Genomic DNA, 24,136 nt, shown 5'->3' with positions numbered 1-24,136 from the left:
CTGAGTTAGTTATATGCCCAGAGGGACGGAATGGAACAAGAACTATGAGCGGAGGTCAATTTTTAAGAGCATATCTATTCTAACAATTACACTTGCTGAACCTTAATCAGATTGGTGTTACCAGATTGGCCGATCGGCACACCAGCGGACAATACAATCATGTCGCCTTTCTCGATGTAACCTGTTTTGATTGCATTGCGCGTCGCGGACTCGAACATTTCGTCCGTCGTTGTGACTTTATCGCCCTTAACCGGTATGACTCCGGACAGTAAGCAGATTTTGGCCAGCACTTCCGGATGCTGCGTGACCGCAATGATCGGAGCCTCCGGTCTGTACTTCGAAATCATTCGTGCAGTAAAACCGCTCTCCGTTGACGTAATGATGGCTTTGGCGTTCAGTACGAGGGAAGAGCTGACGGCTCCTTGGCTGATGACTTCGGTAATATCTGCTACTTGCTGTTTGGATTTGATATTAAACTGGTCCTTGTAATCGATCATCGTCTCAGCACGTCGGGCGACCGCGGCCATCGTACGAACGGATTCCACCGGATACTTACCGGCAGCCGATTCGCCGGAGAGCATAACCACATCTGCGCCCTGGATGACTGCATTCGCTACGTCACTTACCTCTGAGCGGGTTGGGCGTGGGTTAGCCTGCATCGATTCAAGCATATGTGTTGCAACGATAACCGGTTTACCAGCCAGATTACACTTATCGATCATTTCTTTTTGCATCATCGGTACTTCCTCGATTGGCACCTCAACCCCGAGGTCTCCCCGGGCAACCATGATTCCGTCGGATGCTTTAATAATGTCATCAAGGTTGTGCATGCCCTCTTCATTCTCAATTTTGGAGATGATTTGTACATGCTCAGCACCGCGTTCCTTCAAGATGCTCCGAATCTCACGAATATGATCGCCATGACGCACAAAAGAAGCGGCAATCATCTCAACGTCATTCTCCAGACCGAAGCCAATATGCATCAGGTCACGCTCGGTGACACCAGGCAGCGTCGTTTTGATTCCCGGCAGATTGACGCCCTTGCGTGGTTTGAGCACGCCGCCGCTTATGATTTTGCAATATATATCGTTTCCGTCGATACGGAGAACATTCAGGTCTACGAGGCCATCGTCGATTAAGATGCGGTCTCCCGGCTTCACTACTTGGTTGAGTTCATCATAATTGACCGATATGCGCTGCGCGTCGCCTAAGATTTCCTCTGTAGTCAAGATCAGTTCTTGATCCGGTACTAGAAGGCAGGAGTCTTCTTTTAGCTTGCCGATCCGAACCTCGGGCCCTTTAATGTCCATCATGATGGGCACATACGTGTTTAATTCAGACGCAGCCTGGCGAATATTCCGGATACGGGTAACATGATCCTCCAGCTCGCCGTGTGCCATATTTAAGCGGGCAACCGTCATTCCCTCCAGAATCATGTTCTTCAACAGCTCGATGGAATCACACGCTGGCCCCATTGTACAGATGATTTTTGTTTTTAGCATCGTCGTACCTCCTCGGATTCACACTCATTCGTATTGTGCAGCATTCTGGTTCATTCAGACTATCCTAATGATCACATTGTAGCCTGTCTTGTCGATTCATGGTATGAACTATAGTACAATAGATGGATTATAGTACGTTCATGAGGTGATTTTATGGCCACTCTAACAGGGGTACAGCAAATCAGTGGCGTTGATTGGTATGAAACCGCGGGCGCTGAGAAGAAAGCATGGCGCTTAAGTCTGGTGACCTATGGCAAATGTGTATATTGGGTGAATGGAGATAAACAAATTATGGAGAAGGGGGAATTACTGCTGATACCAGCCGGTGTTCCGTATTATGGAAAAAGCATTCCCACCTTAACGCACACACAAGTTGTTATCGAGTGGAGTGAAGAGGCAGAGGCGGGATTATCCGTGATAGACAGAGAGGAAGCGGTGAAGCACAAACCCGGCTGTTATGAGTTGATTCAGGAACGGCTGAAGATCATCCAGCAGCAGTGGCAGGAACGACCGTCTTATTATGTGAAGATGATTGAAGCATTGCTGACGGAGGTTTTGATATATGTCAGTCGTGAGCTGGACAGAGGCAGGATTGCACCGGATAAGCATTTGCATGTGGAGCGAATGAAGTCCTACATCGATCGGCATTACCGGGAGAAAATAACGAAAGAGGAGCTGGGCGATGCTGTTGGCATCACACCCAATTATGCAGCAGCCCTCTTCAAAAGTGTAACGGGGCAGACGATCAGCCAATACGTGCACGCCCAGCGCATGAAACGGGCAGCCTATTTGTTAACGGAATCGCAGCTGACGATACAGGAGATCGCGACGTTTCTCGGCTATCAGGATATCTCGTATTTCTACAGGGTTTACAAGCGAATCACGGGCAGCGCCCCCTCGGATTTATTGCATGAACGACCAAGGACAGTATAAGGCATGCCAATGTAAAAAGAGGGCTTGTGCCCTCTTGCGGTTGTTTGAATTACGGAGCGTTCTCCGTCTCCAGTAACTGTTTCACGTATTGCTGCAGTTTCGACTTGTCTACACCCAGCACCTGGGCCCGTCCTACGGTCTCATTCGTCAGCAGGGAGAACGGGGGAAGCTGCTGTTGATCAATTTTATCCAAATTGACATCGAATCCAAGTGCCGCCAGCTTCAGCATTTCTTTGGGGCTCAAATCGGTTTCAATGTAAGGCGCAATGGATTCCAGGATGCCAGGCAGCTTGATCAAGGAGCCCGTGGTCTGCATTTTCTTGGCAACCTCTGTCATGAGAATCCGCTGACGTTCCGTCCGGGCAAAGTCGGATCTCGCATCATGCCGGAAGCGGACATACTGCAGTGCCATGTCGCCGTCCAGATGCTGAAGTCCCTGCTTCAGATCGATATCGTACATATGCTTGTCAGCTTTGCTTATGTAATACATGTCCTTCTCTACCTCAATGTCGACTCCGCCAATGGAATCGACCAGCGCGATGAAACCGACAAAATCGGTATAAACATATTTATGAATCGGCAAGTCCAGCAAGTCGCCGATAGTCTGTCTGGCCAGCTCGATCCCTCCGTAAGCAAAAGCCGAATTCAGCCGTCCTTTGCCATGGCCGGGGATATCCACATAGGTATCCCTCAGAATCGAGAACAAATGGGCTTTTTTCGTGACAGGATCAATGGACGCGACCAGCATCGTGTCTGATCTGCCGGCATCGTCTCCCCTGGAATCTCCCCCGATTAGGAGAATATTGACACGCTCCTTACCCTCCCACTTTGGAATTGCAATGACTTGCTCCTGAGCGTCGTCCGTTGTTTCCTTGGGTTCCACAGGATGCGAAGCGGTCGAAATTTGGTTTGAGAATTGTATGATAGCGTAAGTGTAGTACGAAACAATACCCAAAACTCCCAGGGATAATAAGAGCATGGTGTATTTAAGCCATTTCTTTTTCATCTTTCCTGATTACATCCTTTCTCTTCTTCAAATCGCATATTGGGTTATTCTAGCAAAATAATGAATAAAAATCATATTTTCTCGAAAAAGCGATTCAAAATATTTCATATCATTCGGTTAAATGATCAGGGTTGACTCTCCTCTAAGAGGAGGCTCTAGACTGGGATTCGAAGGAGGGAATAACGATATGCTGTACACGGTGAAAGAGGTTTCGGAGCTGTCCGGGGTGACCATCAAGACGCTGCATCATTATCATAAAATCGGTTTGCTTCTGCCTGCCGAGATCAGCGAAGCGGGTTATCGCTTGTACGGTTCGAATGAGCTGAAGCGATTGCAGCACATTCTGTTTTACAGGGAACTGGATTTTCCGTTAGAGCAAATCAAGATGCTGATGGAGGAAACACCTGAGCGGCCGAAGATGCTGCTCAAACAGGAGAAGCTGCTGATGGATCGCGTAGATCGACTGGGCACGATTCTGCAAACCTTAAGACAATCCTTAACTAGTACGGAGGAGGGGAAGAACATGGAGCCTAAAGAAATGTTCAGAGGTTTTGATAGCGAAGAAGAGTGGAAGGAAGCCTTAACGGAGCATAATCAACATCTGAAGGAGCGGTATGATGTGGATATGCTGGAGAATGAGTCTGTCGATGTTACAAGCATGAACGAACAGGCACGGGAAGCGGCAGCTTTCATGGCGGGCATGGCTCATGCTTTGAAGACGGGAATCAGGCATGATGATGAGCGTATTCGGGATACAATCCGCGAGCATCTACAGTTTATGAATGAGCAGGGCAACGCCTTTACGGCTGCGGATTTTGCGGTTCAAACGAAGTTTTTTCTAAATGATGATTTTCATCTTCGGATGCTGGAGGAGCAGCAGACGGGGCTGGCCTATTATCTGCAAGCGGCTGCGGAAGCGTATGCAATCTGGCTTAAACAGGGTGATTAAGCCGCGCGGGTCGCGGCTTTTATCCTTTCAGGTGATATATTGAAACTAAGAGTGTTGGCGTTTATTACAGGCCTGGTACAGAGCTTTATGTAGAGTATGAAAGCTCCAAAAAGAGCATGTTTAGATCTGCTCGGATCGGTTAAATACAGGGCATAGCAATCTATAAATAAAAAAAACAACTTAGGAGTGATGAACAATGGCTAACAACAACGATCACAAAATGAGCAGAGAAGAAGCAGGACGCAAAGGCGGCGAAACGACAGCCAAGAATCACGACAAGGAGTTTTATCAAGAAATCGGCCGCAAGGGCGGCGAGGCAACATCGAAGTCGCATGATAAGGGATTTTATGAGGATATTGGCCGCAAGGGCGGAGAATCTCGCGGTAATCAAAACAATAAATAATGAAACATGGTCGGCTCTGAACAGCCGGGCTCTAGCAACAAGGGTTGCGGGTATGTTTCATTAACGAATAGCATGAAGATGGCCTTCCGACTTTGTTCGGAGGCCATCTTTTTTTGCGTGTTTTTGAAGAAAGAGGCGCGCTATTTTTTGACGGAAAATATCGGATTTTCGTTTATATTACTCACGAGTAATGTTATCATACTTTCTAGTGTTATATAAACTTAGGGATGAATATTAGGGGGAAGGCAAAATGCTAAAGCGATGGCGGGATAATAGGATGAGGTGGCCCAAAATATTGTTATCCATGTTGGTAGTTTTTGAGGCTGCAATAGGAGTATTGGCATCGCCAAAGACAGTAGGAGCGAATCCTTCAGACACGCACTATCTCGGTGAGATCCGCCTGTTTCCTTATCAGAACGGTCCCGAAGGATGGATGTATTGTGCAGGGCAGGACTTGAAGTTAAGTGTGGAAACTTCAGCACTATTTTCCCTAATAGGCGACCAGTTTGGCGGGGAAGGCGGCAAGACGTTTGCGCTCCCTGATCTACGGGGAGAAGAGCCGGTACCCGGCATGGGATACTATATAGCAATTGAAGGAATATACCCGAGAGGTGTATCTCTCAGCCCTGGAACAATGTTGGGTGAGGTTCGAATTTTTCCCTATGGAATGGTGGTGAACGATAATTGGGTTTTGGCTGACGGAAATTATATGAGTGATTCTGAGCCTCTGTATGAAGTCTATGGTGAGGCATTCGGCCAAGGATGGCCGGGCAGCTTCCAATTACCAAAAATCGCTCCAGTACAGCCAAAAATCGAGTATTACATCGCGAAGGCTGGAGAGAAGGCGAGCAGTGCAAATGCGGTTTATGCTGGCGATACGCGCCTATTCCCACTGGACATTCCAGCGCTGTCATCCTATAAGGCGGATGGCAAGGTTTTGGATATCGCTTCGAACCGGGACCTATATGAGCTGATCGGCAGCAGGTTCGGAGGAACACCGGCTCAAACCTTTGCGCTTCCTGATCTTTCCGGCAATCCATCGCTGCAATATTATGTGTTTCATGACGGATATGTCCCTGCCTTGCAGCAGGATCAGCCTGTCGGTGTGCCTGACCAATATACCACGGCGATTTCTACTCCTTTATCTATTTCCTCTCCGGGAGTAATGGGTAACGACAAGAATGTGCTGACAGCCAAAATAGTAGGGGAACCAATGCATGGACAGGTCACAATGTCCAAGAAGGGTGGCTTTACATATACACCAGATCTCGATTTTGAGGGGACTGATTCCTTTGCTTATATCGCAAGTAACAACAATAAGAGTAGTGGCGTCACCCTCGTTACCATCAACGTTGCGGAGCCTGAACCAAAGATCAATGGAGTAGCTGATGGGGGGATTTATAATCATCCTGTGACGCCATTCTATGTTTATGGTACCGGTACGCTGGATGGGCAGCCTTTTGCCAGCGGCACAACCATCCGTCTGGATGGCCGGTATCAGCTGGTCGTTGAGTCTCCACGCGGAAAAAAGGTCACGGCCAATTTTGAGATCGATCAGACTGCGCCAGTGGTTTCGGGTGTGACAGACGGGGAGCGATACGAACAGGAGCGGCAGATTTTTTTCAATGAAGGGAATGCGACTCTCAATCAACAAGTGTTTCGAAGTGGGGACAAGGTAGATATAGAAGGTCAGTATGAACTTATCGTAACGGATCGTGCCGGGAATATGACGCGTATAAAGTTCTCGATTTATTATCCGAAAACCATAACATTTAACAGTAACGGAGGATCACCAGTCGCCGATATGGTGGTCTCTTATGATACAACTGTGACCAAGCCTCAAGATCCTGTGAAGCCTGGCTTAGTTTTCGGGGGATGGTATGCAGACCAAGCTTTAAGCCAGCCCTATGATTTTGCTTTACCAATTCAGACTGATCTGACGCTCTATGCCAAATGGATTGATGCGGATGCGCCTGTCGTGGTAGCTCAGATACCTGCGGATTCGGCGGATGGGGTGTCGATCAGCACGACGCTATCATTCGAATTCCATGAACCCATAGTAGGCATTCGTGGTAAAAATATATTGGTTATTAGGGCTGCGGACCGTCAAATAATCGAATCGATCGATGTGACGGACAGTGCTCATGTAAGCGTGATTGATAAGAGAGTTACGGTGAGACTTTCACAGAATCTCTCGTATCTGACACGTTATGAGATAGAGATTGAGGATGGGGCATTTCAAGATGAAGCCGGGAATCCCTATGGAGGCATGCAAGGTGTTGGCGGATGGAGTTTTACAACAGAGGCGGAGCCTACAGCCATACCTGCTGCTCCTGCAAGCTTGACGGCTATGGCCGGAGATGGTGAAGTGTCCCTCCAATGGTTCACTGTAACCGGAGCAACCTATTATGACGTGTATGCCGGAACGGAATCTGGGATCTATGGGGTAGCACCTGTGGCAACGGTACCAGATACAACATACTTGGCGCAGATGCTGCAGAACGGAACGACTTATTATTTTGCTGTTAAGGCCGGAAATGACGGAGGTTCTAGTACATTCTCGGAAGAAGTATCGGCTGTGCCATCAGGAGCTTCGATACCAGTTCCAGGTGATGCGAATTTGAGTGGATTATTGTTATCACACGGAACTCTTGAACCGTCGTTTCGCTCTGACATTACCAGCTATACCAGCCGTGTTGGGAATAGTATAACGGAAATAAGTGTAACCCCGATCGTCTCCGATCCTCTGGCTACGGTGACTTTGAACGGCCAGGTAGTTTCCAAGGGTCATCTGTCCGACCCGATTGGTCTCGAGGTTGGTATTAACAGTGTAACTCTTGTGGTTACGGCATCTGACGGCACAACAAAAACGTACGTGGTTGATGTGTTCAGGGAGGCAGCAGCTTCGCCTGAACCAAAGCCTGAACCAAAACCTGAACCAAAACCAGAGCAGCCTGCTAATCCAGACAGCGGTAATACTTCGGGCGAGGGATCGGGCTCGTCCGAAGGCGCAGGGACAACAGGAGGAGATCTCTCTCAAACCAGACCAGGGGCAAGTGGGGGGCAAGGTGCAGACGAGAGCGGATATGTGAAATTGTATTTAAATGGAAAGTTGCTAACCGATGTTCTTTCAACGGCTTTAACGAATGAGAATGGGCAAACCGTGCTGACCGTCAAGCTGAATGGAGATAAACTCCAATCGTTGACGACAGAAGGGAAAAACACACGTCCGGTCATCCGGCTTCAATCCACGGACGATCTCGATCAAGTCGTGGTGGTCCTGGATAATAAGTCTGCAAAAGCACTGAAAGGAAACGGCGGGATCATTGAATTGGATACCTTGGCAGGCAGCATTCACATTCCGCTGAAGGCTATTTCTAAACAGATCGGCAGTTTCACCGGAACGAATGAAGGATCGATTCATCTTGTATTAGCCAGTGGGGAAACGGCATTGGCCGCGAAGCTTAAGCAAGCGGGGAATGACAGGCATCTTCGTACAATCTACGGATCGATAGAGGTAAACGTCATTGCCTACGATCAAGGGAAGCAGCTGAGTGGAAGCTCCTATTCTTCTTATGTGGAATTGGAGATTCCTCTGAACGAAGAAGCAGCTGCCAAACTTGTAACTACCGCTGTGCTGCTTGATGATGAAGGTAAGGTTCATCATGCTCCAACCCGGTTGATTGTACGAGACGGCAAGACTTACGCAAGAGTAAAAGGTTTATATAACGGCACTTATGCTTTAATCGGCTATGCTGAAAATGATAAATTATCGGATATGAAAGGCCATTGGGCCGAGGCGACGGTGAACGAGATGGCGTCACGCCTCATAGTGAGCGGCCGAGATGCGTCAGGGTTTCATCCTAATGCGCCAATCACCCGTGCCGAATTCGTCACGATGATGGTGCGCTCACTCGGCTTAATGGAGCAAGGGAGTTCAACCGACTTTCACGATGTGGCTTCACACGATTGGTATGTGGGGGCCGTGGCGGCGGCAAGCGAGTACGGACTCGTCCATGGTTATGCCGACGGTAGCTTCCTTCCAAATGACTTGATATCTAGACAGGAGGCGATGGTCATACTCGAGAGAGCCCTAAAGATCGCAGATCCTGCCTTCAGACCAGGGCATTTGAATTCGGATGCCGTACTAGATATCTTCCAGGATCAAGCTGAATTGGCAGGCTGGGCGAAGGCGGCAGCGGCTGAGATGGTTGGCTATGAAATCATGAGCGGTTATGGGGGTAACTTGAACCCACAAAGTAATATGACTAGGGCAGAAACGGCTGCCACACTTCTACGGATGCTTTCTGCTTCTGGATTGATTGAAGATGTGTCAAGTAAGATAGGCTTCTAGCTATTCAAAAGAGCTGCACCAAGGGAACTTATGGTCCCTGGTGCAGCTCTTCTATTTACAGCCTATAGTGTTTATCCCAGTCGATACGATGCGAATGGCTTCGCATATACAAAATCGCCGCTGATTTCATCCAGGTGGGAGCCCAGTGTCTCATCAAGGACAATGTCTAAGCTCTTCAGGTTATCATCAAGCTGCTCGGTTTTGGTAGCGCCGACAATAACGGTGGAGACAGCAGGGCGATTCATCAGCCATGCTAGGGATAGAGCACTTGGAGAATGACCATGCTCTGCTGCCAGCTGACTGACTTGCTGTCCAAGCTTCAGATTATGATCTTCCAGGAAGCGATTAAAGTTCGGATCTGTGTCCGCGCGTGAGCCGGAAGGCGTACGGTCTCCTTCGCTGTATTTTCCGGTGAGGATACCCCCGGCCAGCGGGAAATACGGGATGATGCCAACACCTTGGTCAAGACAGAGCGGGACAAGCTCAAGCTCCGGCGTACGATCAGCCAGCGAATAACTCGTCTGTGTGGAGACATAGCGGGAATACCCTCTCAGTTCGCTGATCCCGAGCGCCTTCATAATTTCCCAAGCGGCATAGTTGGAGGCGCCAATATACCGGACTTTGCCTGACGATACCATATCGTCCAGCGTGCGCAGGGTTTCCTCTAGTGGAGTATCCGGATCAAATGTATGTATTTGATACAAGTCTACATAATCGGTTTTAAGTCGTTTGAGACTGTTCTCCAGCTCCTGCTGCAGATGATAACGGGAGGAGCCGCGCTCGTTGGGGCCTTGTCCCTTCACAAGTCCAGCTTTAGTAGCTAATACGACTTGATCTCGTTTGCCAACCAACGCTTCCCCAATGATGCGCTCGGATTCCGAGCCAGCGTATATATTGGCTGTATCAATGAAATTGATGCCATGATCCAGTGCGTGGTCCAGAATGCGGGCGGATGTGGCTTGATCAGCTCTTTTGCCAAAAGCATTCGTGCCCAGCCCCAGCTGGGAGACTTTGAGTCCGCTGTTACCAAGACGGCGGTAGTTCATCTTGATCGACTCCTTTATGTGCAGATTTACTATAGTATAAACATGATCTTGAAGCCGATTCAAATGAATCCATGCTTAAGAATGAAAGGAATGTAAGAATCTACATTATTTTTCGACAATATCTAAAATATAGATTAACTTCCATGACAAATGATGGTAATATAGTCATAGGAAAAAAGATTCGGAATAAACATGGTGTTACTACATAAGAACTACTTCAATTGGAGCACGACTTCTTTTTTCACTAATCGTTGGAGTGTGAATCATGAAGATTTATTTGAAGAATGATGCGGGTGTCACCAAGCATGTTAAGGTGGGCTTCAGTTGGACAACCTTGTTCTTTGCCTTCTTCCCAGCCTTGTTTCGCGGGGATCTGAAGTGGGCTGTAATCATGTTTTTAATCTCGGCTGTTGTTGGTCCATTTACACTGGGCATCGGGGCTTGGATTAGCGGAATTATTTTCTCTTTTGTATATAACAAGATTTACATTAAAGAATTGCTGGAGAAAGGTTATCGCCCTGCTTCAGAGGAAGCAAGAGTTGTACTTGAGAATAACCACATTATTGCAAGAGCAGCATAATACGATTGAATACATAAAGCCTGGACTTTGAGCGAAAATTTCGCTCTAAGCTCCAGGCTTTACTATTACTTTATCCTAATTAATGAACCAGCTTGTAATATTTGTTTTCACAGCTTAGGGTAGGGGGGGTTGCTTACAGGTTCCTTGCTATAAGGGTCATACTACGATAGGATAGTAACATACGATTAGAAAGGGGAATGTTTTTGATGAGTGAAGCTATTTTTAACCAACTGGATTTTGCCAGAGGTGCAACCATTCAGAGCGTAGAGAATGTAACAGAGCAGGAAGCGGATATCATTCCGGAAGGATTCACGAACAGCATCCGCTGGAATATTGGACACATTTATACGGTGCATGAGCAATTCGCTTTTGCAACGGCAGGTGAACAGCCTCATCTTCCGGAAGGATTCAAGGAATGGTTCGCAACAGGAACCAAGCCTGCCGATTGGACAACACAGCCGCCTGCGCTGTCTGAACTGCTGGAACTCCTGCGCGGGCAAACGGCCCGAATTCGGGAGACTTTCGCGAATCGCCTTAACCAATCTTCAGCTCATCCGCTGACCATTGGGCCGCTGACATTCCAAACGGTAGGAGAATTTCTTTCGTTCAGTATGTATCATGAAGGTATGCACACACAGACCATCAAGGCTTATAAGAAATTGATCAAGTAATTCCATGTGAATGATACGGCGGAAGGGACCGCAAGGATGTCCTTCTGCCGTTTTTTTTGATTTGTCGCTAGGATGAAAGGTCCTTATAATGAAATCCATAGCGGAAATTACGAGGAGGATGTTATTACAGTATGGCCATAGAGATCGAACGCAAATACCTACTAGATGCTTACCCCAATACCCTGATTCAGGAAGGCATCATTAAGGTCGAGAAGGAGCAGCTTATCGAGCAGACGTATTTGGCTCTGGATGGAGATCAGGAGCTCAGGGTGCGCAAAATCACGGATCCACACTCAGGCCTAGTGGAATATACGCATACATTCAAGAAAGGGTGGGGGATTGCCCGGGAGGAAGTGGAGTTTACGATTTCCGAGGGACTTTATGATCAAGTGGTAAAAGCCCATGGAGCGATTCCGCTGACCAAAAGGCGGGTAACTGCCCGATGGGGCGACACGGTCATTGAAATCGACGATTATGCGCAGATCGATATGCTTGTGCTGGAAGTCGAGTTTTCATCTATCGAAGCTGCAGACAGCTTTGTGCCGCCAGTGTGGTTCGGACAAGATATCAGCACCGATAAACAATACAGCAACAAAAAGGTGTGGCGGGATCTGCAGACGCAAGCAGGCAATGAAGCATAAAGGTGCAAAACAATAGTCAACTGCTATAATAAGCCGGCAAAAAGCCTGTATCGATGCGAATTGATTCGCTGGATACGGGCTTTTTAAGTTGTTGTCGACTTTTTTTGACAAAGTTCTTGTAAGCGATTTATAATTATAATATAATATTATCATGATAATTAATTATTATATTGTAAGTGGTTGCAATTCATAAAAATGACAGCTATTCGGAAAGGGGAGAGGATCTCCATGAAGGAGAGCCAGAAGCTGCTGGAAAGCTATTTCCCGATTGCTTCTTTTATCGCAGCGATCATTGGACCTCAATGTGAGGTCGTTGTTCATGATATAAGTGATCCTGAACGTTCTATCATATTTATTGAGAATGGACATATTAGTGGGCGCAGGGTTGGAGACGCTTCCACTGACCTTGTATTAAAAATTTTGAAGGCAGAGGCGTACCGCGAGGAGCAGTTCATCGCTAATTACAAGGCATCTGGTGGACGGGGACAGACATTCAGATCAGCGACATATTTTATTAAGAACGATAACGGCGAGCTGGTCGGTCTGATGTGCCTGAACATTGATGTTACGCATATGGAAGTGGCGGCCGACTGGATCAACAGTATTTTGCAAGGTGGTTCGCTTACACCGCCGACTGCACTGGGTGCGCCGAAAGAAGAGAAGCCGTCAACCGAATACCTGCAGGGGAATGTCGACGATTTGCTCCAGCACATGATCCAGACCGTATTGGGGAGAATCAGCATCCCGGTGGACCGTTTATCTTCAAGCGAGAAGATAGAGGTTGTGAAGGAATTGAATGAACAGGGCGTCTTTTTGCTGAAAGGCGGAGTATCCGAGGTTGCAGCAGCTTTATCCATCTCGGAACCGACCGTGTATCGATATTTGCAGAAACTTAAATAAAGCGGATTCATTCCTAAATTAGAAAACGGATACATCTTGATAGGGAAGGTGACAACATGACATACAATTTCGACAAGGTGATCAGCCGTTACGGAACAAATAGTGCGAAATGGGACGGGATGGCACTGAGCATGGGGAGCGATATGATCGCTCTCTCGGTAGCCGATATGGATCTGCCGGCTCCGCCAATGGTGGTGGAGAAGGTCGCAGAAGTTGCCCGTCACGGGATTTATGGATATACCGACCCGTTTCCGCCTTACTATGAAGCGGTCCGAAGCTGGCTTGATAAAGCCTATGACTGGCAGGTTGAACAGGATTGGATCGTATTTTGTCCGCGAATTGTACAAGCCGTTTCGGTCATTATACAGAAATTCACAGCACCTGGAGACAAGATATTAGTCCATACGCCTGTTTATCAGCCTGTTGCGAAAGCGGTTACGATAAACGACCGGGTATTGGTTGAAAGTCCGCTTAAGCTTGTGAACGGGCGGTACGAGATCGATTTCGAAGATATGGAGCAGCGGATGCAGGAGGGGGTTCAGATTGTTCTGCTGATTTCCCCGCACAACCCGGTTGGACGCGTATGGACAAGAGATGAGCTTGAACGAATGGCGAACCTCTGCATCCGGTATGATGCCCTGATCGTGTCCGATGATATTCATGCCGACTTCATTCATGAGGGGCACGAGCATACCATCATCGCCAAGCTGTCGGAGGAGATTGCGAACCGTTCCATCATCTGCACGTCACCGGGTAAAACTTTCAATCTGGCGAGTCTCGAAATCGCTAACATTATCATTCCTAATGAAACGCTGCGGGATCAATTCAAACTTGGTTTACAGCAGGCAGGGATTCATAATCCCACCTTCTTCTCGATACCAGCTTTGGAAGTCGCGTATACCTCGTGTGATGAATGGCTGACAGAACTTCGTGCTTATATCAAAGACAATATAGCGTTTGCCCGAACTTTCATCGCAGATCATATGCCTGAGCTGGAAGTGATTGAACCGGAAGGGACCTATTTGCTGTGGGTCAATTGTATGGCCGTAAGCAGCAAGGAAGAAGATTTGGTGGAGTGGATTCAGAATAGAGCTCGCGTAAGCGTTAGCTTCGGCTCATCTTTCGGTCCAGGAGGAGAGGGCTACATCAGGGTCAATGTGGCTGCTCCGCGCAGCGTTTTGCAGGAAGGTCTGGAACGGCTTGCCGCTGCTTATCCGATACAACCTTAAAGGAAACACAACTCTAAGTTTATTTACATCAGGGGGAATCCATAATGGCTAAGCCGAAAGAGGAACGAGTAATCAAGCAGCCAACGATGTTTCTGGCACTGCTTCCGATTTTTACGATGGTAATCTTGCTGTGCCTTGGTTACGTATTATTTGAACTGCCGCCCGAACCACTGATCATAGCCTCAGCGATTGTCGCTGGCTTGATCGCGATCAAGCTAGGCTACAGCTATAATGATATACTGGAATCCATCTCGCAAAAGATTGCGAAAACGATGCCCGCCATCCTTATCCTGATTGTGGTCGGATTTATGATTGGCGCATGGATGGTCGGGGGGACTATCCCGATGATGATCTATTACGGTCTAAAAATCATTAATCCGCAGTTCTTGTTGATCACAGCCTTTTTGGTGACATCGGTAGTATCCATATGTACAGGTACTTCTTGGGGCTCTGCAGGAACCATCGGGGTTGCCTTCATGGGAGTTGGCGCTGGCATGGACGTAAATCTTGCGGCGGTTGCGGGTGCGGTTGTAGCTGGTGCGTACTTCGGAGACAAGCTTTCACCGCTTTCCGATACAACCAATATTGCTGCCTTGTCCACTGGCGTTAATCTATATGAGCACATCGGTCATTTGCTGTACACGACGCTTCCGTCCTTCTTGGTGGCGGGGATTGTCTATGTGGTCACGGGATTGAATACCCATGTATCCGGTGTCGGCGTTCCTGAGAAGGTCACTGAGATCATGAATACGCTTGGAAGCATATACGATTGGAACTTGCTTCTGATTTTGCCTGTAATCATTGTCCTCTACGGATCGATCACCAAGAAACCAACGATTCCTGTTATGCTGTTGTCCTCGATCGTAGCGATGGCGAACGGCATGATATTCCATGGCTTCACTTTGCATGACGTGGTAACTTCGGTTGTGAGTGGATTCGATATCGCGATGGTACATGTCAGCGGATTTGATCCGAATACCGTCAGTGCGGATATTCCTCGTCTTATTAACCGGGGCGGCATGAATTCCATGATGGGGACATTGCTTATCTGTTTCAGTGCGATCACATTTGCCGGTACGATCTCACTGACCAGATCACTCGAACTGATTGTCGAGAAGATTCTGAAGCGCGTACGTTCGACAGGATCGTTGATCCTGGCTACGATTGCAACCGGCTTGACCATGATCGGGGTTACCAGCAATGGGCAGGTTTCGATTCTGATGCCTGGTGAGATGCTTCGTGAGGCTTATATCCGGCGCGGTCTTCATCCGAAGAACTTAGGGCGGACGGTGGAGGATTCTGCGACCATTATTGAACCGATTCTGCCATGGACTGCAGCCGGTGCCTATATGGCGGGGACGCTGGGCGTAGCGACTCTATCCTATTTACCTTGGGCGGTGTTATGCTGGACAGGCATCATATTCGCCACAATTTGGGGCTTTACCGGTTTCGGAATCACCAAGCTTACGCCTGAGCAGCAGCAAGAGATGCTGAAGGAATATGACAATCCAGATCATCGAAATCAGAATAAGTCTCAGGTGGAAGATGGAATGGCACAAACGGTGTAAGGAATGCAGGTTTCTATGTATTATGAAGCTGGTAACACATCATTAATATAAATGCGTGAAAATACACGCTACAGAGGAGAGAACACCATGACACAACAAGAGAGAACAACTATTGCTACGAGCCAAGCTCCAGGAGCTATCGGCCCTTATTCACAAGCCGTGCAGTACGGAAATCTTCTGTTTACTTCCGGCCAGTTAGGAATGGATGCGTCTGGGCAATTCGCCAGGGTGGTGGAGGAGCAGGCGAAGCGCTCCCTGCTTAATGTGAAGGCGATCCTTGAAGCAGCCGGCTTCGGGATGGAGCATGTAGTGAAGACCACGGTGTTCCTGAAGGACATGAATGATTTCCAAGCAGTCAATGAAGTGTATGCTTCCTTCTTTGCTGAGCCCTATCCCGCTCGTAGTGCCGTGCAGGTAGCTCGTTTACCGAAGGATGGCCTGGTAGAGATTGAAGTGGTGGCTATCAAGGCCTAACCCGATGTTTCTCTGGCAAACCAGCATTTTTCATTAACTTATATTTAGCACCAACAAAACTGCCGGGCATGACAGCCCGACAGTTTTGTTTTGTATAAACAAGAATAGATCAATATTATTTCGTACGGCCATAATGCTTCCCATAAGACAATACCTGGTGGTATAAGCTGGTGTCTTTTAAATTCTTGAGCGGATATATTTGCGGACGCGTATTCACTTCGAGAATCCAAGGTCTCCCTTTGGAATCGACAGCCACATCCAGACCGAGCTCTTTAAAACCTTTATAGTGGCGGTCAAAATTTTTGCCTACCGCTACGCCAAGTCTTTTGAGCTCGGATTCCAGTTGCTGGATGAAGGCCGAGTTAAAATTGGCATTGCTCATTGTCTTATGAAATGTTCCGATGGTGCCGCCTTGATTATAATTAGTGGCAACTTTGTTAGGGTTGCCCACTTTGGTGAATAGTGCGGTACTGACCCAGGTTCCCTGTCTGGTCTTCTGGACCATAACTCGGATATCGAATGGCTTGCCATTACTTTTGGCCAATTGAATACCCTTTTGCAGCAGATAGGGTCTGCTTCCGGCATGTCGGTTCAGAGCACGATACAACGGAGATGAGCCGGCGTACGACGTTTTTTTTGTATTCAGTTGACTTTGATAGCCGCCGTTTGTTTTCCGAATCCGAATAATATTGCTGCCGCCTGAACCATCTGTGGGCTTGAAAAAAATCGTAGAGTAGTCAGCCAGCATGGAGTTGAGGTTTTTTTTGCTGAACTGCAGTGTGTGAGGCATATAAGGCTTGAAATAAGAATCTTCGTTCAACCACTTTGTTTTTTTCCATTTGCTCTTGATGGTACTGCTTTTATAACTCATAGCGAAGAGGCTCACCTCTCTTTTTTGTCCAGCATATGCTGCAAGAGTAGAGCAAGCCTCCACGATGGCCTTAAGCCAAGCTATACGGTTGAAAATAATTTTTTATCGAAGAACAGGATGACGATAAATAAAGCTGCTGCAATAAGCAAGATTGACGCCGAAATGATGAAGGCCAGCAGGGTAGCTGTATTCTGCATTTGATAATACATCAGCATGCCCAGCGGCATGATACCGCCCCCGAGGATGCTTGTCCAGAAGTGCAGAGCGGCCGTCTTCTTCATGCTGAGTTTCTCCCGAAACACGTAGTAGAACATGCCGTAGGCAAATAAGGTCAACCAGCCAACCACCAGAATATGGGCATGACCTGCAACCATACCGTAATTGCTTCTTCCTGCCATGTCAGCGCCTATTAATGCACCGATAAGTGTATAGATTGCGGCAATTCGCATCAACCACTTGCTATAAACGAGCATGGATTATCCCCCCTTGCATCTTGAGTCAGCCCCAATATACAGGAGTTATATGAACGGAGCATGAACAAAATAGGAAGGGATTTGAACGGGATAACCTCATCTACTATAATCAAAGAGATATGATCTAAAAGGGGAGAATTTCCAGTTGAGAAGCCCGCTCATTTCTTACTGTCTTTCGAAAAAAGCTGCAGCCGAGGATTATCCGTTCGGACCGCTTCCAATCGTCATGAAGGTAGGCGGCAAAATGTTTGCCCTGATTACCACCACGGAAGAGGATAAGGTCAGCCATATCTCTTTGAAATGTGATCCGGTGATCGCGGAGAACTTGCGCCAACAGCATGAAGCCGTACAGCCCGGATATCATCTCAACAAGAAGCATTGGAATACCGTAACCATAGATGGTTCCTTATCTGAAACGGACCTGCACGACATGATTGATCATTCTTATGAGCTGGTGCTGAAGAGCTTGCCCAAAGCTCAGCGTACTGCCATCTCCCAGCGGCTGGTATGAAGTCATGAACGTAAAGAGGAATCGCCCTTTAGCAGAGTGGAGCCGGCAGGGCATCCATTCGCCAAAGGGCGATTTTTTGTAAGTAATCTTGTTTTAAAATGGTCTCATTCCTAATGTATCTACTTTTTCCCCGGTAATATCAACGCCCATGCGACTTGTAATATCGCGGTAGTGTCCGGCACGCCGCTGTACAGAGCTGCCCTCGGTTTCTCCAAGATTCGCCTCCAGTCCGTTTAAGACCATGATCGTCGTACCAAAGCCGGGATCTCCCAGGCCTCTGAACTTCTCGATCGGGGTAGGCTTCCATCCGCCAACCATGACATCATGAGCGGATGGTTTCGGATCCTGCGGCGTCATCCAGAACAGGATGGCGGTCATGAAACCGATCTTGCCGTCAGCGGCAACGATCTCAGGATTGTTTAGCAGCACGCTTTTGTCTCCATAGATGATAGAGCTGAAGAGCCCGTAATTGAAGTTCCAGCTGAGCATGATCGGTCCCCGTCCATAGTAGCGTTTGTCCGGTGATCCGGGATACAGCTCGGCGCTTGCAGGATCCACGAAGGCGTCCATGTTAACCCCTGTACGACCAGCAATATTCTCATTCCAGAATAATCCCCAGCGCAGCGGGCCTCCTGGAGCGGTAGCCCAACCTCCGCCTGTCTCGTGCGACAGATTGGCGAGGAAGGCAGCCAGTTCACGCTTGCGGTCCTTCTTGAATCCTTCCTTGAGGAAGGTGCCTCCGTCAATGATGACGCTTTCAATTGGTTTGTTAATATTTTCAGCCGAATAGAAGTCCGCGGACCGCACCACAAGGGTTTCTACTCGGGCATCCTTGTCTAGTCGATATACCTCCTGGGCGGCAGGATTTCCGGCCCGAGTAACAATTTTGATCTTTAGATTGGAGACTTCCGCTACAGCGTTTATGAGATTGTCGTATGAGAAATAGTCCGTCTGATTCGCTTTGAAGTATTCTTTGCCGCTTGCGACCTTAAACCATTCTTTCGATCCAAGGCGGTAAGGGAACAACGCTTCGTAATCTTGTTCAGATAGAAGCGACTTAACCGCTTCGATCGCTTTTTCCGGTGAATAATCCGGATCAAGTCCTTCCCAGTTCTGCTCGATTTGCTTACGGTTGATCAGTCGATGCTCCCCGACTGCCAAAGAATCCACTTGAGCGTCAAGAATTGGCTTTGTATCCAGGATGATGGTTACATTGCCGGGTGCTTCGACGGGCGCGGCAGCGGCTTGGGGCTTCGCATCGGCTGCAAAGGCGTGGAGCGGAGTCACCAGGAGGGCAGCGCTCAGGGCTGCAATCATGCTTCGCTGAATCATCTTGCCGGATAACGGATATTTCCACACGGTCATACGCATTCTCCCCTATATCATTGGAATTGGATTACACAGTCATCATATATAGGGTATGTCGTTTTGTACATAGTCAGGAAATCCCACGAATCTGCGTAGAGGCATCCTTTGAGTGAGGGCTATATTTTATTTGACCAGTGGAAATGTGACCATTGGCAGGGGATTTGCTGAAGAAAAAGAAAGAATGCTGTCGATCGGTTAGTATAGATATTCACAGTATACCCCTACTTGATGACTAGTTTTTCAAACAAAAAACATTATAATGTTAGTATGTTTTCGATTCTATGAGTTTCTTAATCTATGAAAAGAACGATTCTCCTTAATTTGTTCTGTTCATTTTTGGGAATTCATATATATTAGAGAAATACATCTTAATAGACGAAGAAGGGTTAGCTGACATGAGTTTATTTGTTCGGGAGAAAGGATTCTACAAAAGCTTTTTCTGGCTGACGTTAATAATCGGTATGCAGAACCTGATATCGGTCGGCGTGAATTTATCAGATAACGTCATGCTGGGAGGATACAGCGAATCGGCGTTATCCGGCGTTGCGCTCGCGAACCAGATTCAATTTCTGCTGCATATGCTGGTGATGGGTGTATGCGAAGGTCTGGTTATTATGTCCTCCAGGTTCTGGGGAGCAAAGGATTTGGGCACGATTCAAAAAGCCGCAAGCATCGGCATGCGCATGGCCATCTTACTCAGCATAGTGTTATGGATCATCGTATTCTTTTTCCCGCATGAGGTGCTGTCCTTGTTCACGAAGGAACAAAGTGTTATCGCGGCAGGCGTCGAATATTTAAGAATCATTTGTTTCTCTTATATTTTCTTCGCTGTAACCAGTTCACTGCTGGCTTCACTGCGAAGCGTCGAGACGGTAAAAATCGCTTTTGTTGTATCTCTCTCCACTTTGGTCATCAATATCTGTCTGAATTATGTGCTCATTTATGGCCATTGGGGCTTTCCTGAACTGGGCATAAGGGGATCGGCAATAGCTACACTGACGGCAAGAATCATTGAATGCGTAGTTGTTATCGTGTATGTGAAGCGATTCGATCGTAAAATCCAGCTAAAATTGCAGAACTTTCTGCAATTCGATCGGCAGCTCTTCAAGCAATATATCCGAGTGGGCTCGCCCATTTTGTTATCCAATACGATCTGGGGGCTTGCAATGGCTGCCCAGACGGCTATCTTAGGTCATATGGGGGAGGCGGCGATCGCCGCCAACAGCATTGCCACAACGATTTTTCAGCTGGTGACGGTCATCGTATACGCATCGGCCAGTGCAACAGCAGTGTTGATCGGGAAGACGATCGGTGAAGGATCAATGGACAAAATCGTATCCTATGCCAAGACGCTGCAGATTCTATATATCCTTCTCGGTTTGCTGACAGGCGCCGTGCTTTTTATCATTAAAGATCTCGTCCTGGGCCTCTACTCCATATCCGATGAAGCGAAGACACTTGCACTGCATTTCATGACGGTATTATCGATTACGGTTGTCGGCACAGCCTACCAGATGCCGGCATTGACAGGTATTGTGCGCAGCGGCGGAGATACACGCTTTGTACTATATAATGACTTGATATTTATGTGGCTTATTGTACTGCCTTCCTCAGCACTATGTGCGTTTGTGTTCAATCTGTCGCCGCTTGTCATATTCATATGTCTGAAGTCCGATCAGATACTGAAGTGCTTTGTGGCGATTGTGAAGGTTAACCGATATAAATGGATACGAGCCTTTAATTCATAAAGAGAGCAAATGGTGTTGTCATAAAATAAGGAAATCCATAGCGTAAAAAAAGAACCTCGGGAACGCGTGTCCCGGGGTTCTTCTGTATGAGTATGCGCTTAATCCTCCAGCAGGTTCAATGACTGGGCTTTAACCAGAGCCTGCGTGCGTGTTGTCACGCCGAGCTTGCCGTACAGTCTGGACAAATACACCCGGATCGTCCCTTCAGACAAGCCGAGTGCAGCGGCCATCTGTTTATTGGCAGCACCCTGCCGGATCAGTCGTAACAGATTCATCTCGTTCCGGTTCAGCGGTTCAGGAAGAGCCTGTGAGGATGTCTCGGCGGAAGCGTTATTCGCTTCGGAACAAGCCGGGAAATGCTTCACGAGCGTGCATGCATAGTCAAGCGACTGAAGGTCCTCCGGGCTCAAACCGTCTTCCTGTTCGAGGCTTCTCGTATACAGCCGCAGCAGCTGGAACATTTCCTCTCCTTCGTCCAGGAAGGTGCGGACATAACCGTTCTGCGCCCCCACACGCAAGGCTTCGCCAAGAAGATGAAGCGACTGCTGACGCTGGCCGCGCTGATGTTCCAGCAGCGCTTGCAGGCTTGTGATTTCGATGATGCTGGATCGCTGCTGTTCGCGCTCGGCCTGAGGTTTCAACAGCTCCAGAAGTCGCAGCGCCTCGGTTTCCTTGCCCTGTCTACCTAACATGCGCACTAACGACAGGTATTCGGTTTCCCGGCTATAGGCGGGCTTGTCCTTGAGGGAAACCGGGAGCTCAGCGATTTCCTTCCTTGCTTCGGCTATGCGCCCCTCCCGGATATAGATCAAGCTCCTTACGGCCTTTAAGGGGGCGAGCCAAAGGCTCGATTTCCTGGAGTGCGCAGCGGAGCACGCTTCATCTAAAGCAAAATGGGCAAGATGGAATTTGCCCTCTGCAGCGAACAGCTTGGCTTCGGTAATATGCAGCGGCACGAACAGCCCCATCGTTTCTTTGGTGGGCGGCGCGTTTCGAATCTGCACCAGCAGCTGCCGGCATTCTGCCAGCCGATTCCATTCATAATACCCCTCGCATAAGGATTGTTTTACGTATAAGTTCATGAGGGAATGCTCCCACCCGTGAGATTCCATCACACCGGTAAACAGATGCGCGATTCTTTCCGTATCGGCGGAGAGAGCTCCCTTCATGCCGAGTGAGGTACGCCTGACGTAAGGCTCCCGCCGATTGTAATCGAACTGGTAGTATATCGGATTATCGGGCATCAGGTTGTCGAGGATGCCTTCGCTGAAAGCGAACCATTTGCCGAAGTCACCGTTCAGAAAAACAAGATTGGATCGAACAAACAGAATGCTGCTCTTAAGCTGCTCCCTCCGGTCCGATGATCCAAGCGAAGCGCAGGCTTCTTCAATAAGGGACAGCTTGCGCTCGGCCCGCTCGAGATCTCCTGTCAATACCAAGATAAAGGCATGCACCAACGACATTTCGGGCGTCAACGGAAAGCTGGAGGGGATGCGGTCAAACCATTTCAGCAAAGTAGCAATCTCCCCAAGTTCGAGCACGGACTGTATATGCAACTCCAGCAAGTTCACGGCATGCTCGAAGTCCTGCGCTGCCAACATGTGGTCGATCGCATCATCCATGGAGCCGATGGAGGCATAATACTCCCCGGCGAGCCGATGGCGTTTGGTATATTCCCCGTCAAACTCGCGCTGAAGCAGGTCGATTAGAAACTGCGAGAATAAGTGATGGTAACGAAAAAAGGTATGATGTTCATCCAGCGGAACAAGAAACAGATTCAGCTTCTTAAGCTCTTCCAGCATTGGACGGCTGTCGCTGAAATCCGTAACGGCATCACAAACCTGCGGGTGCAATTCTGAAAGGACAGCGGTCTGGAGCAAAAAGGAGAATACGCCTGGAGACAGCTTACTTACGACTTCCTGAAACAAATATTTGGAAACAAGAAGCGGGTTTCCCTTCATATCATCCATGAAAGCTTCCAGCCCACTGCCGTTTCCCATGGTAAGCACAGCAAGCTGCAGCCCGGTAATCCAGCCTTCCGTTTGATTCCATAATGTGTCAAGCTGCATCGAAGTCAGGCTGGGATGGCCACCGTTTGATGTATGACGAAAAAAACGCTCCGCCTCTTCGTAGGTGAATTCCAGCTGCTTCATGCCGATAAGATGGACCTCATGGTTAACAACGCCCTTGATCGTCGGGAATGGAAGCTCGGTCCGTGACGAGATGAATAGATGAATATGTTCGGGGAGGTAATCGATCAAGTAGGAAATCCCTTCATGGATTGCCGTAAAGTGAATACTGTGCAAGTCCTCAAGAATGAGATTAAGGGGCTCGCTATCCTCACATAATTCACTGATCATCGTATCCAGAAAAGTTTCAATCGAGGCGCTTGGGAGCAGCTGTGTAAGGTTCATAAGACGAGTTCCTTGCTGCTTCGGAAGAATCGAGGCCAGTGAGGCCGCAACGTATCGCCAAAAGCGGACAGGATCGTTATCCCGTTCATCCAGCGAAACCCAGGCGCATCGTTCAGCGGCTTCATGAGCCCATTGGGCGAGCAGCGTCGATTTGCCGTATCCGGCAGGCGCAATGATGGCTGTCAGCTGTCCCCTACGGCCAGATGCCATATCCTGCAACAGCCGATCCCGGCGAATCAGATGCTCCTTCAGGCCGGGAAGGCTTATTTTCATTTTCAGAATGGGTGAGTCGTTTAGTAGTTTCATAGGATACCCTCGCAATATACGAACCGTTATTTTCACGGAAATTGAGTCGAGATAACTAGATTATATGAAAAAAAAGATGAAAAGTTAACGTTTGTCAATCGTTTTCCTCCCATAAATTTGATAGCATCCTTGGTGCCGCGGTCCCAATCGGGCCGCAGATTGTATAACGTTGATGAAACGAAGGAGGAG

General features: G+C 48.2%; 19 protein-coding genes and 1 pseudogene. 13 read left to right on the top strand and 7 right to left on the bottom strand.

Annotated features, from left to right (window positions below; translation table 11 throughout):
- Window positions 1-86: 86 nt before the first annotated feature.
- Entirely contained in the window at window positions 87-1,502 is a 1,416-nt protein-coding gene (gene pyk / locus ABEQ74_RS23430; RefSeq protein ID WP_430124582.1) for a pyruvate kinase, read from the bottom strand.
- A 153-nt stretch (window positions 1,503-1,655) separates the two neighbouring features.
- Here pyk and ABEQ74_RS23425 point away from each other — a divergent pair, with 153 nt between their 5' ends.
- Window positions 1,656-2,435: a helix-turn-helix domain-containing protein gene (locus ABEQ74_RS23425; protein WP_430124580.1), complete on the top strand. Its 780-nt coding sequence runs from the start codon at window positions 1,656-1,658 to the stop codon at window positions 2,433-2,435.
- 49 nt (window positions 2,436-2,484) lie between these two features.
- Here the strand turns inward: ABEQ74_RS23425 and ABEQ74_RS23420 are convergent, their stop codons facing one another.
- Window positions 2,485-3,441: an LCP family protein gene (locus tag ABEQ74_RS23420; protein ID WP_430124579.1), complete on the bottom strand. Its 957-nt coding sequence runs from the start codon at window positions 3,439-3,441 to the stop codon at window positions 2,485-2,487.
- A gap of 187 nt (window positions 3,442-3,628) precedes the next feature.
- On the opposite strand from ABEQ74_RS23420, the gene ABEQ74_RS23415 reads away from it, so the two are divergent.
- From ABEQ74_RS23415 to ABEQ74_RS23405, 3 genes and pseudogenes are all read left to right on the top strand, one after another.
- Window positions 3,629-4,390 carry a MerR family transcriptional regulator gene (locus ABEQ74_RS23415; RefSeq protein WP_430124577.1) on the top strand — a complete coding sequence of 254 codons (762 nt, stop codon included), beginning with the start codon at window positions 3,629-3,631 and terminating at the stop codon, window positions 4,388-4,390.
- A 196-nt stretch (window positions 4,391-4,586) separates the two neighbouring features.
- Window positions 4,587-4,790: pseudogene (locus ABEQ74_RS23410) on the top strand (KGG domain-containing protein); the annotation flags it as partial.
- Window positions 4,791-5,097: 307 nt separating this feature from the next.
- Window positions 5,098-9,147: a tail fiber protein gene (locus tag ABEQ74_RS23405; RefSeq protein ID WP_430124625.1), complete on the top strand. Its 4,050-nt coding sequence runs from the start codon at window positions 5,098-5,100 to the stop codon at window positions 9,145-9,147.
- 71 nt (window positions 9,148-9,218) lie between these two features.
- Here ABEQ74_RS23405 and ABEQ74_RS23400 read toward each other — a convergent pair whose 3' ends face one another.
- Complete coding sequence (locus ABEQ74_RS23400) at window positions 9,219-10,193, bottom strand: aldo/keto reductase (RefSeq protein ID WP_430124576.1); 975 nt, start codon at window positions 10,191-10,193, stop codon at window positions 9,219-9,221.
- A 265-nt stretch (window positions 10,194-10,458) separates the two neighbouring features.
- Between ABEQ74_RS23400 and ABEQ74_RS23395 the strand changes: the two genes are divergently transcribed.
- The 7 genes from ABEQ74_RS23395 to ABEQ74_RS23365 all read left to right on the top strand — a co-directional run bounded on the left by ABEQ74_RS23395 (window position 10,459) and on the right by ABEQ74_RS23365 (window position 16,256).
- Window positions 10,459-10,773: a DUF2628 domain-containing protein gene (locus tag ABEQ74_RS23395; RefSeq protein ID WP_430124575.1), complete on the top strand. Its 315-nt coding sequence runs from the start codon at window positions 10,459-10,461 to the stop codon at window positions 10,771-10,773.
- Between the two features lie 206 nt (window positions 10,774-10,979).
- Complete coding sequence (locus ABEQ74_RS23390) at window positions 10,980-11,444, top strand: DinB family protein (RefSeq protein WP_430124574.1); 465 nt, start codon at window positions 10,980-10,982, stop codon at window positions 11,442-11,444.
- A gap of 131 nt (window positions 11,445-11,575) precedes the next feature.
- Window positions 11,576-12,085, top strand: coding sequence for a CYTH domain-containing protein (locus ABEQ74_RS23385; protein ID WP_430124573.1), 510 nt, complete (start codon window positions 11,576-11,578; stop codon window positions 12,083-12,085).
- A gap of 228 nt (window positions 12,086-12,313) precedes the next feature.
- Entirely contained in the window at window positions 12,314-12,985 is a 672-nt protein-coding gene (locus ABEQ74_RS23380; RefSeq protein WP_430124572.1) for a helix-turn-helix transcriptional regulator, read from the top strand.
- 56 nt (window positions 12,986-13,041) lie between these two features.
- Window positions 13,042-14,214, top strand: coding sequence for a MalY/PatB family protein (locus ABEQ74_RS23375; RefSeq protein ID WP_430124570.1), 1,173 nt, complete (start codon window positions 13,042-13,044; stop codon window positions 14,212-14,214).
- Between the two features lie 44 nt (window positions 14,215-14,258).
- Window positions 14,259-15,782 (top strand): Na+/H+ antiporter NhaC, encoded by a 1,524-nt coding sequence (nhaC, locus tag ABEQ74_RS23370; protein ID WP_430124569.1) that lies wholly within the window; start codon window positions 14,259-14,261, stop codon window positions 15,780-15,782.
- An 87-nt stretch (window positions 15,783-15,869) separates the two neighbouring features.
- Window positions 15,870-16,256: a RidA family protein gene (locus tag ABEQ74_RS23365; RefSeq protein ID WP_430124568.1), complete on the top strand. Its 387-nt coding sequence runs from the start codon at window positions 15,870-15,872 to the stop codon at window positions 16,254-16,256.
- Window positions 16,257-16,371: 115 nt separating this feature from the next.
- Here the strand turns inward: ABEQ74_RS23365 and ABEQ74_RS23360 are convergent, their stop codons facing one another.
- Complete coding sequence (locus ABEQ74_RS23360) at window positions 16,372-17,127, bottom strand: YheC/YheD family protein (protein WP_430124567.1); 756 nt, start codon at window positions 17,125-17,127, stop codon at window positions 16,372-16,374.
- Window positions 17,128-17,207: 80 nt separating this feature from the next.
- A complete protein-coding gene (locus ABEQ74_RS23355; RefSeq protein ID WP_430124566.1) occupies window positions 17,208-17,600 on the bottom strand; it encodes a hypothetical protein in 393 nt (130 codons plus the stop codon).
- Between the two features lie 145 nt (window positions 17,601-17,745).
- Between ABEQ74_RS23355 and ABEQ74_RS23350 the strand changes: the two genes are divergently transcribed.
- The gene (locus tag ABEQ74_RS23350) at window positions 17,746-18,111 is read left to right on the top strand and encodes an MmcQ/YjbR family DNA-binding protein (protein ID WP_430124565.1); all 366 of its coding nucleotides are present in this window, start codon (window positions 17,746-17,748) and stop codon (window positions 18,109-18,111) included.
- Window positions 18,112-18,204: 93 nt separating this feature from the next.
- Here ABEQ74_RS23350 and ABEQ74_RS23345 read toward each other — a convergent pair whose 3' ends face one another.
- Complete coding sequence (locus tag ABEQ74_RS23345) at window positions 18,205-19,476, bottom strand: chitinase (protein WP_430124564.1); 1,272 nt, start codon at window positions 19,474-19,476, stop codon at window positions 18,205-18,207.
- Window positions 19,477-19,874: 398 nt separating this feature from the next.
- Here ABEQ74_RS23345 and ABEQ74_RS23340 point away from each other — a divergent pair, with 398 nt between their 5' ends.
- Window positions 19,875-21,227 carry an MATE family efflux transporter gene (locus tag ABEQ74_RS23340; RefSeq protein WP_430124563.1) on the top strand — a complete coding sequence of 451 codons (1,353 nt, stop codon included), beginning with the start codon at window positions 19,875-19,877 and terminating at the stop codon, window positions 21,225-21,227.
- Between the two features lie 98 nt (window positions 21,228-21,325).
- On the opposite strand, the gene ABEQ74_RS23335 is transcribed toward ABEQ74_RS23340, so the two are convergent.
- Window positions 21,326-23,947, bottom strand: coding sequence for a LuxR C-terminal-related transcriptional regulator (locus ABEQ74_RS23335; RefSeq protein WP_430124562.1), 2,622 nt, complete (start codon window positions 23,945-23,947; stop codon window positions 21,326-21,328).
- Between the last annotated feature and the right edge of the window lie 189 nt (window positions 23,948-24,136).

It is taken from the genome of Paenibacillus solani (genome assembly GCF_050475945.1).
GTDB classification, from domain to species: domain Bacteria; phylum Bacillota; class Bacilli; order Paenibacillales; family Paenibacillaceae; genus Paenibacillus_AQ; species Paenibacillus_AQ solani_A.
Note: the sequence above shows the minus strand (reverse complement) of the source record. Positions and strands in the feature narration are given on the sequence as shown.

Excerpts from the sequence above, each read along its gene's own strand:
- pyk (WP_430124582.1), bottom strand. The coding sequence starts at position 1,502 with ATGCTAAAAACAAAAATCATCTGTACAATGGGGCCAGCGTGTGATTCC.
- ABEQ74_RS23425 (WP_430124580.1), top strand. The coding sequence starts at position 1,656 with ATGGCCACTCTAACAGGGGTACAGCAAATCAGTGGCGTTGATTGGTAT.
- ABEQ74_RS23420 (WP_430124579.1), bottom strand. The coding sequence starts at position 3,441 with ATGAAAAAGAAATGGCTTAAATACACCATGCTCTTATTATCCCTGGGA.
- ABEQ74_RS23415 (WP_430124577.1), top strand. The coding sequence starts at position 3,629 with ATGCTGTACACGGTGAAAGAGGTTTCGGAGCTGTCCGGGGTGACCATC.
- ABEQ74_RS23405 (WP_430124625.1), top strand. The coding sequence starts at position 5,098 with ATGTTGGTAGTTTTTGAGGCTGCAATAGGAGTATTGGCATCGCCAAAG.
- ABEQ74_RS23400 (WP_430124576.1), bottom strand. The coding sequence starts at position 10,193 with ATGAACTACCGCCGTCTTGGTAACAGCGGACTCAAAGTCTCCCAGCTG.
- ABEQ74_RS23395 (WP_430124575.1), top strand. The coding sequence starts at position 10,459 with ATGAAGATTTATTTGAAGAATGATGCGGGTGTCACCAAGCATGTTAAG.
- ABEQ74_RS23390 (WP_430124574.1), top strand. The coding sequence starts at position 10,980 with ATGAGTGAAGCTATTTTTAACCAACTGGATTTTGCCAGAGGTGCAACC.
- ABEQ74_RS23385 (WP_430124573.1), top strand. The coding sequence starts at position 11,576 with ATGGCCATAGAGATCGAACGCAAATACCTACTAGATGCTTACCCCAAT.
- ABEQ74_RS23380 (WP_430124572.1), top strand. The coding sequence starts at position 12,314 with ATGAAGGAGAGCCAGAAGCTGCTGGAAAGCTATTTCCCGATTGCTTCT.
- ABEQ74_RS23375 (WP_430124570.1), top strand. The coding sequence starts at position 13,042 with ATGACATACAATTTCGACAAGGTGATCAGCCGTTACGGAACAAATAGT.
- nhaC (WP_430124569.1), top strand. The coding sequence starts at position 14,259 with ATGGCTAAGCCGAAAGAGGAACGAGTAATCAAGCAGCCAACGATGTTT.
- ABEQ74_RS23365 (WP_430124568.1), top strand. The coding sequence starts at position 15,870 with ATGACACAACAAGAGAGAACAACTATTGCTACGAGCCAAGCTCCAGGA.
- ABEQ74_RS23360 (WP_430124567.1), bottom strand. The coding sequence starts at position 17,127 with ATGAGTTATAAAAGCAGTACCATCAAGAGCAAATGGAAAAAAACAAAG.
- ABEQ74_RS23355 (WP_430124566.1), bottom strand. The coding sequence starts at position 17,600 with ATGCTCGTTTATAGCAAGTGGTTGATGCGAATTGCCGCAATCTATACA.
- ABEQ74_RS23345 (WP_430124564.1), bottom strand. The coding sequence starts at position 19,476 with ATGACCGTGTGGAAATATCCGTTATCCGGCAAGATGATTCAGCGAAGC.
- ABEQ74_RS23340 (WP_430124563.1), top strand. The coding sequence starts at position 19,875 with ATGAGTTTATTTGTTCGGGAGAAAGGATTCTACAAAAGCTTTTTCTGG.
- ABEQ74_RS23335 (WP_430124562.1), bottom strand. The coding sequence starts at position 23,947 with ATGAAACTACTAAACGACTCACCCATTCTGAAAATGAAAATAAGCCTT.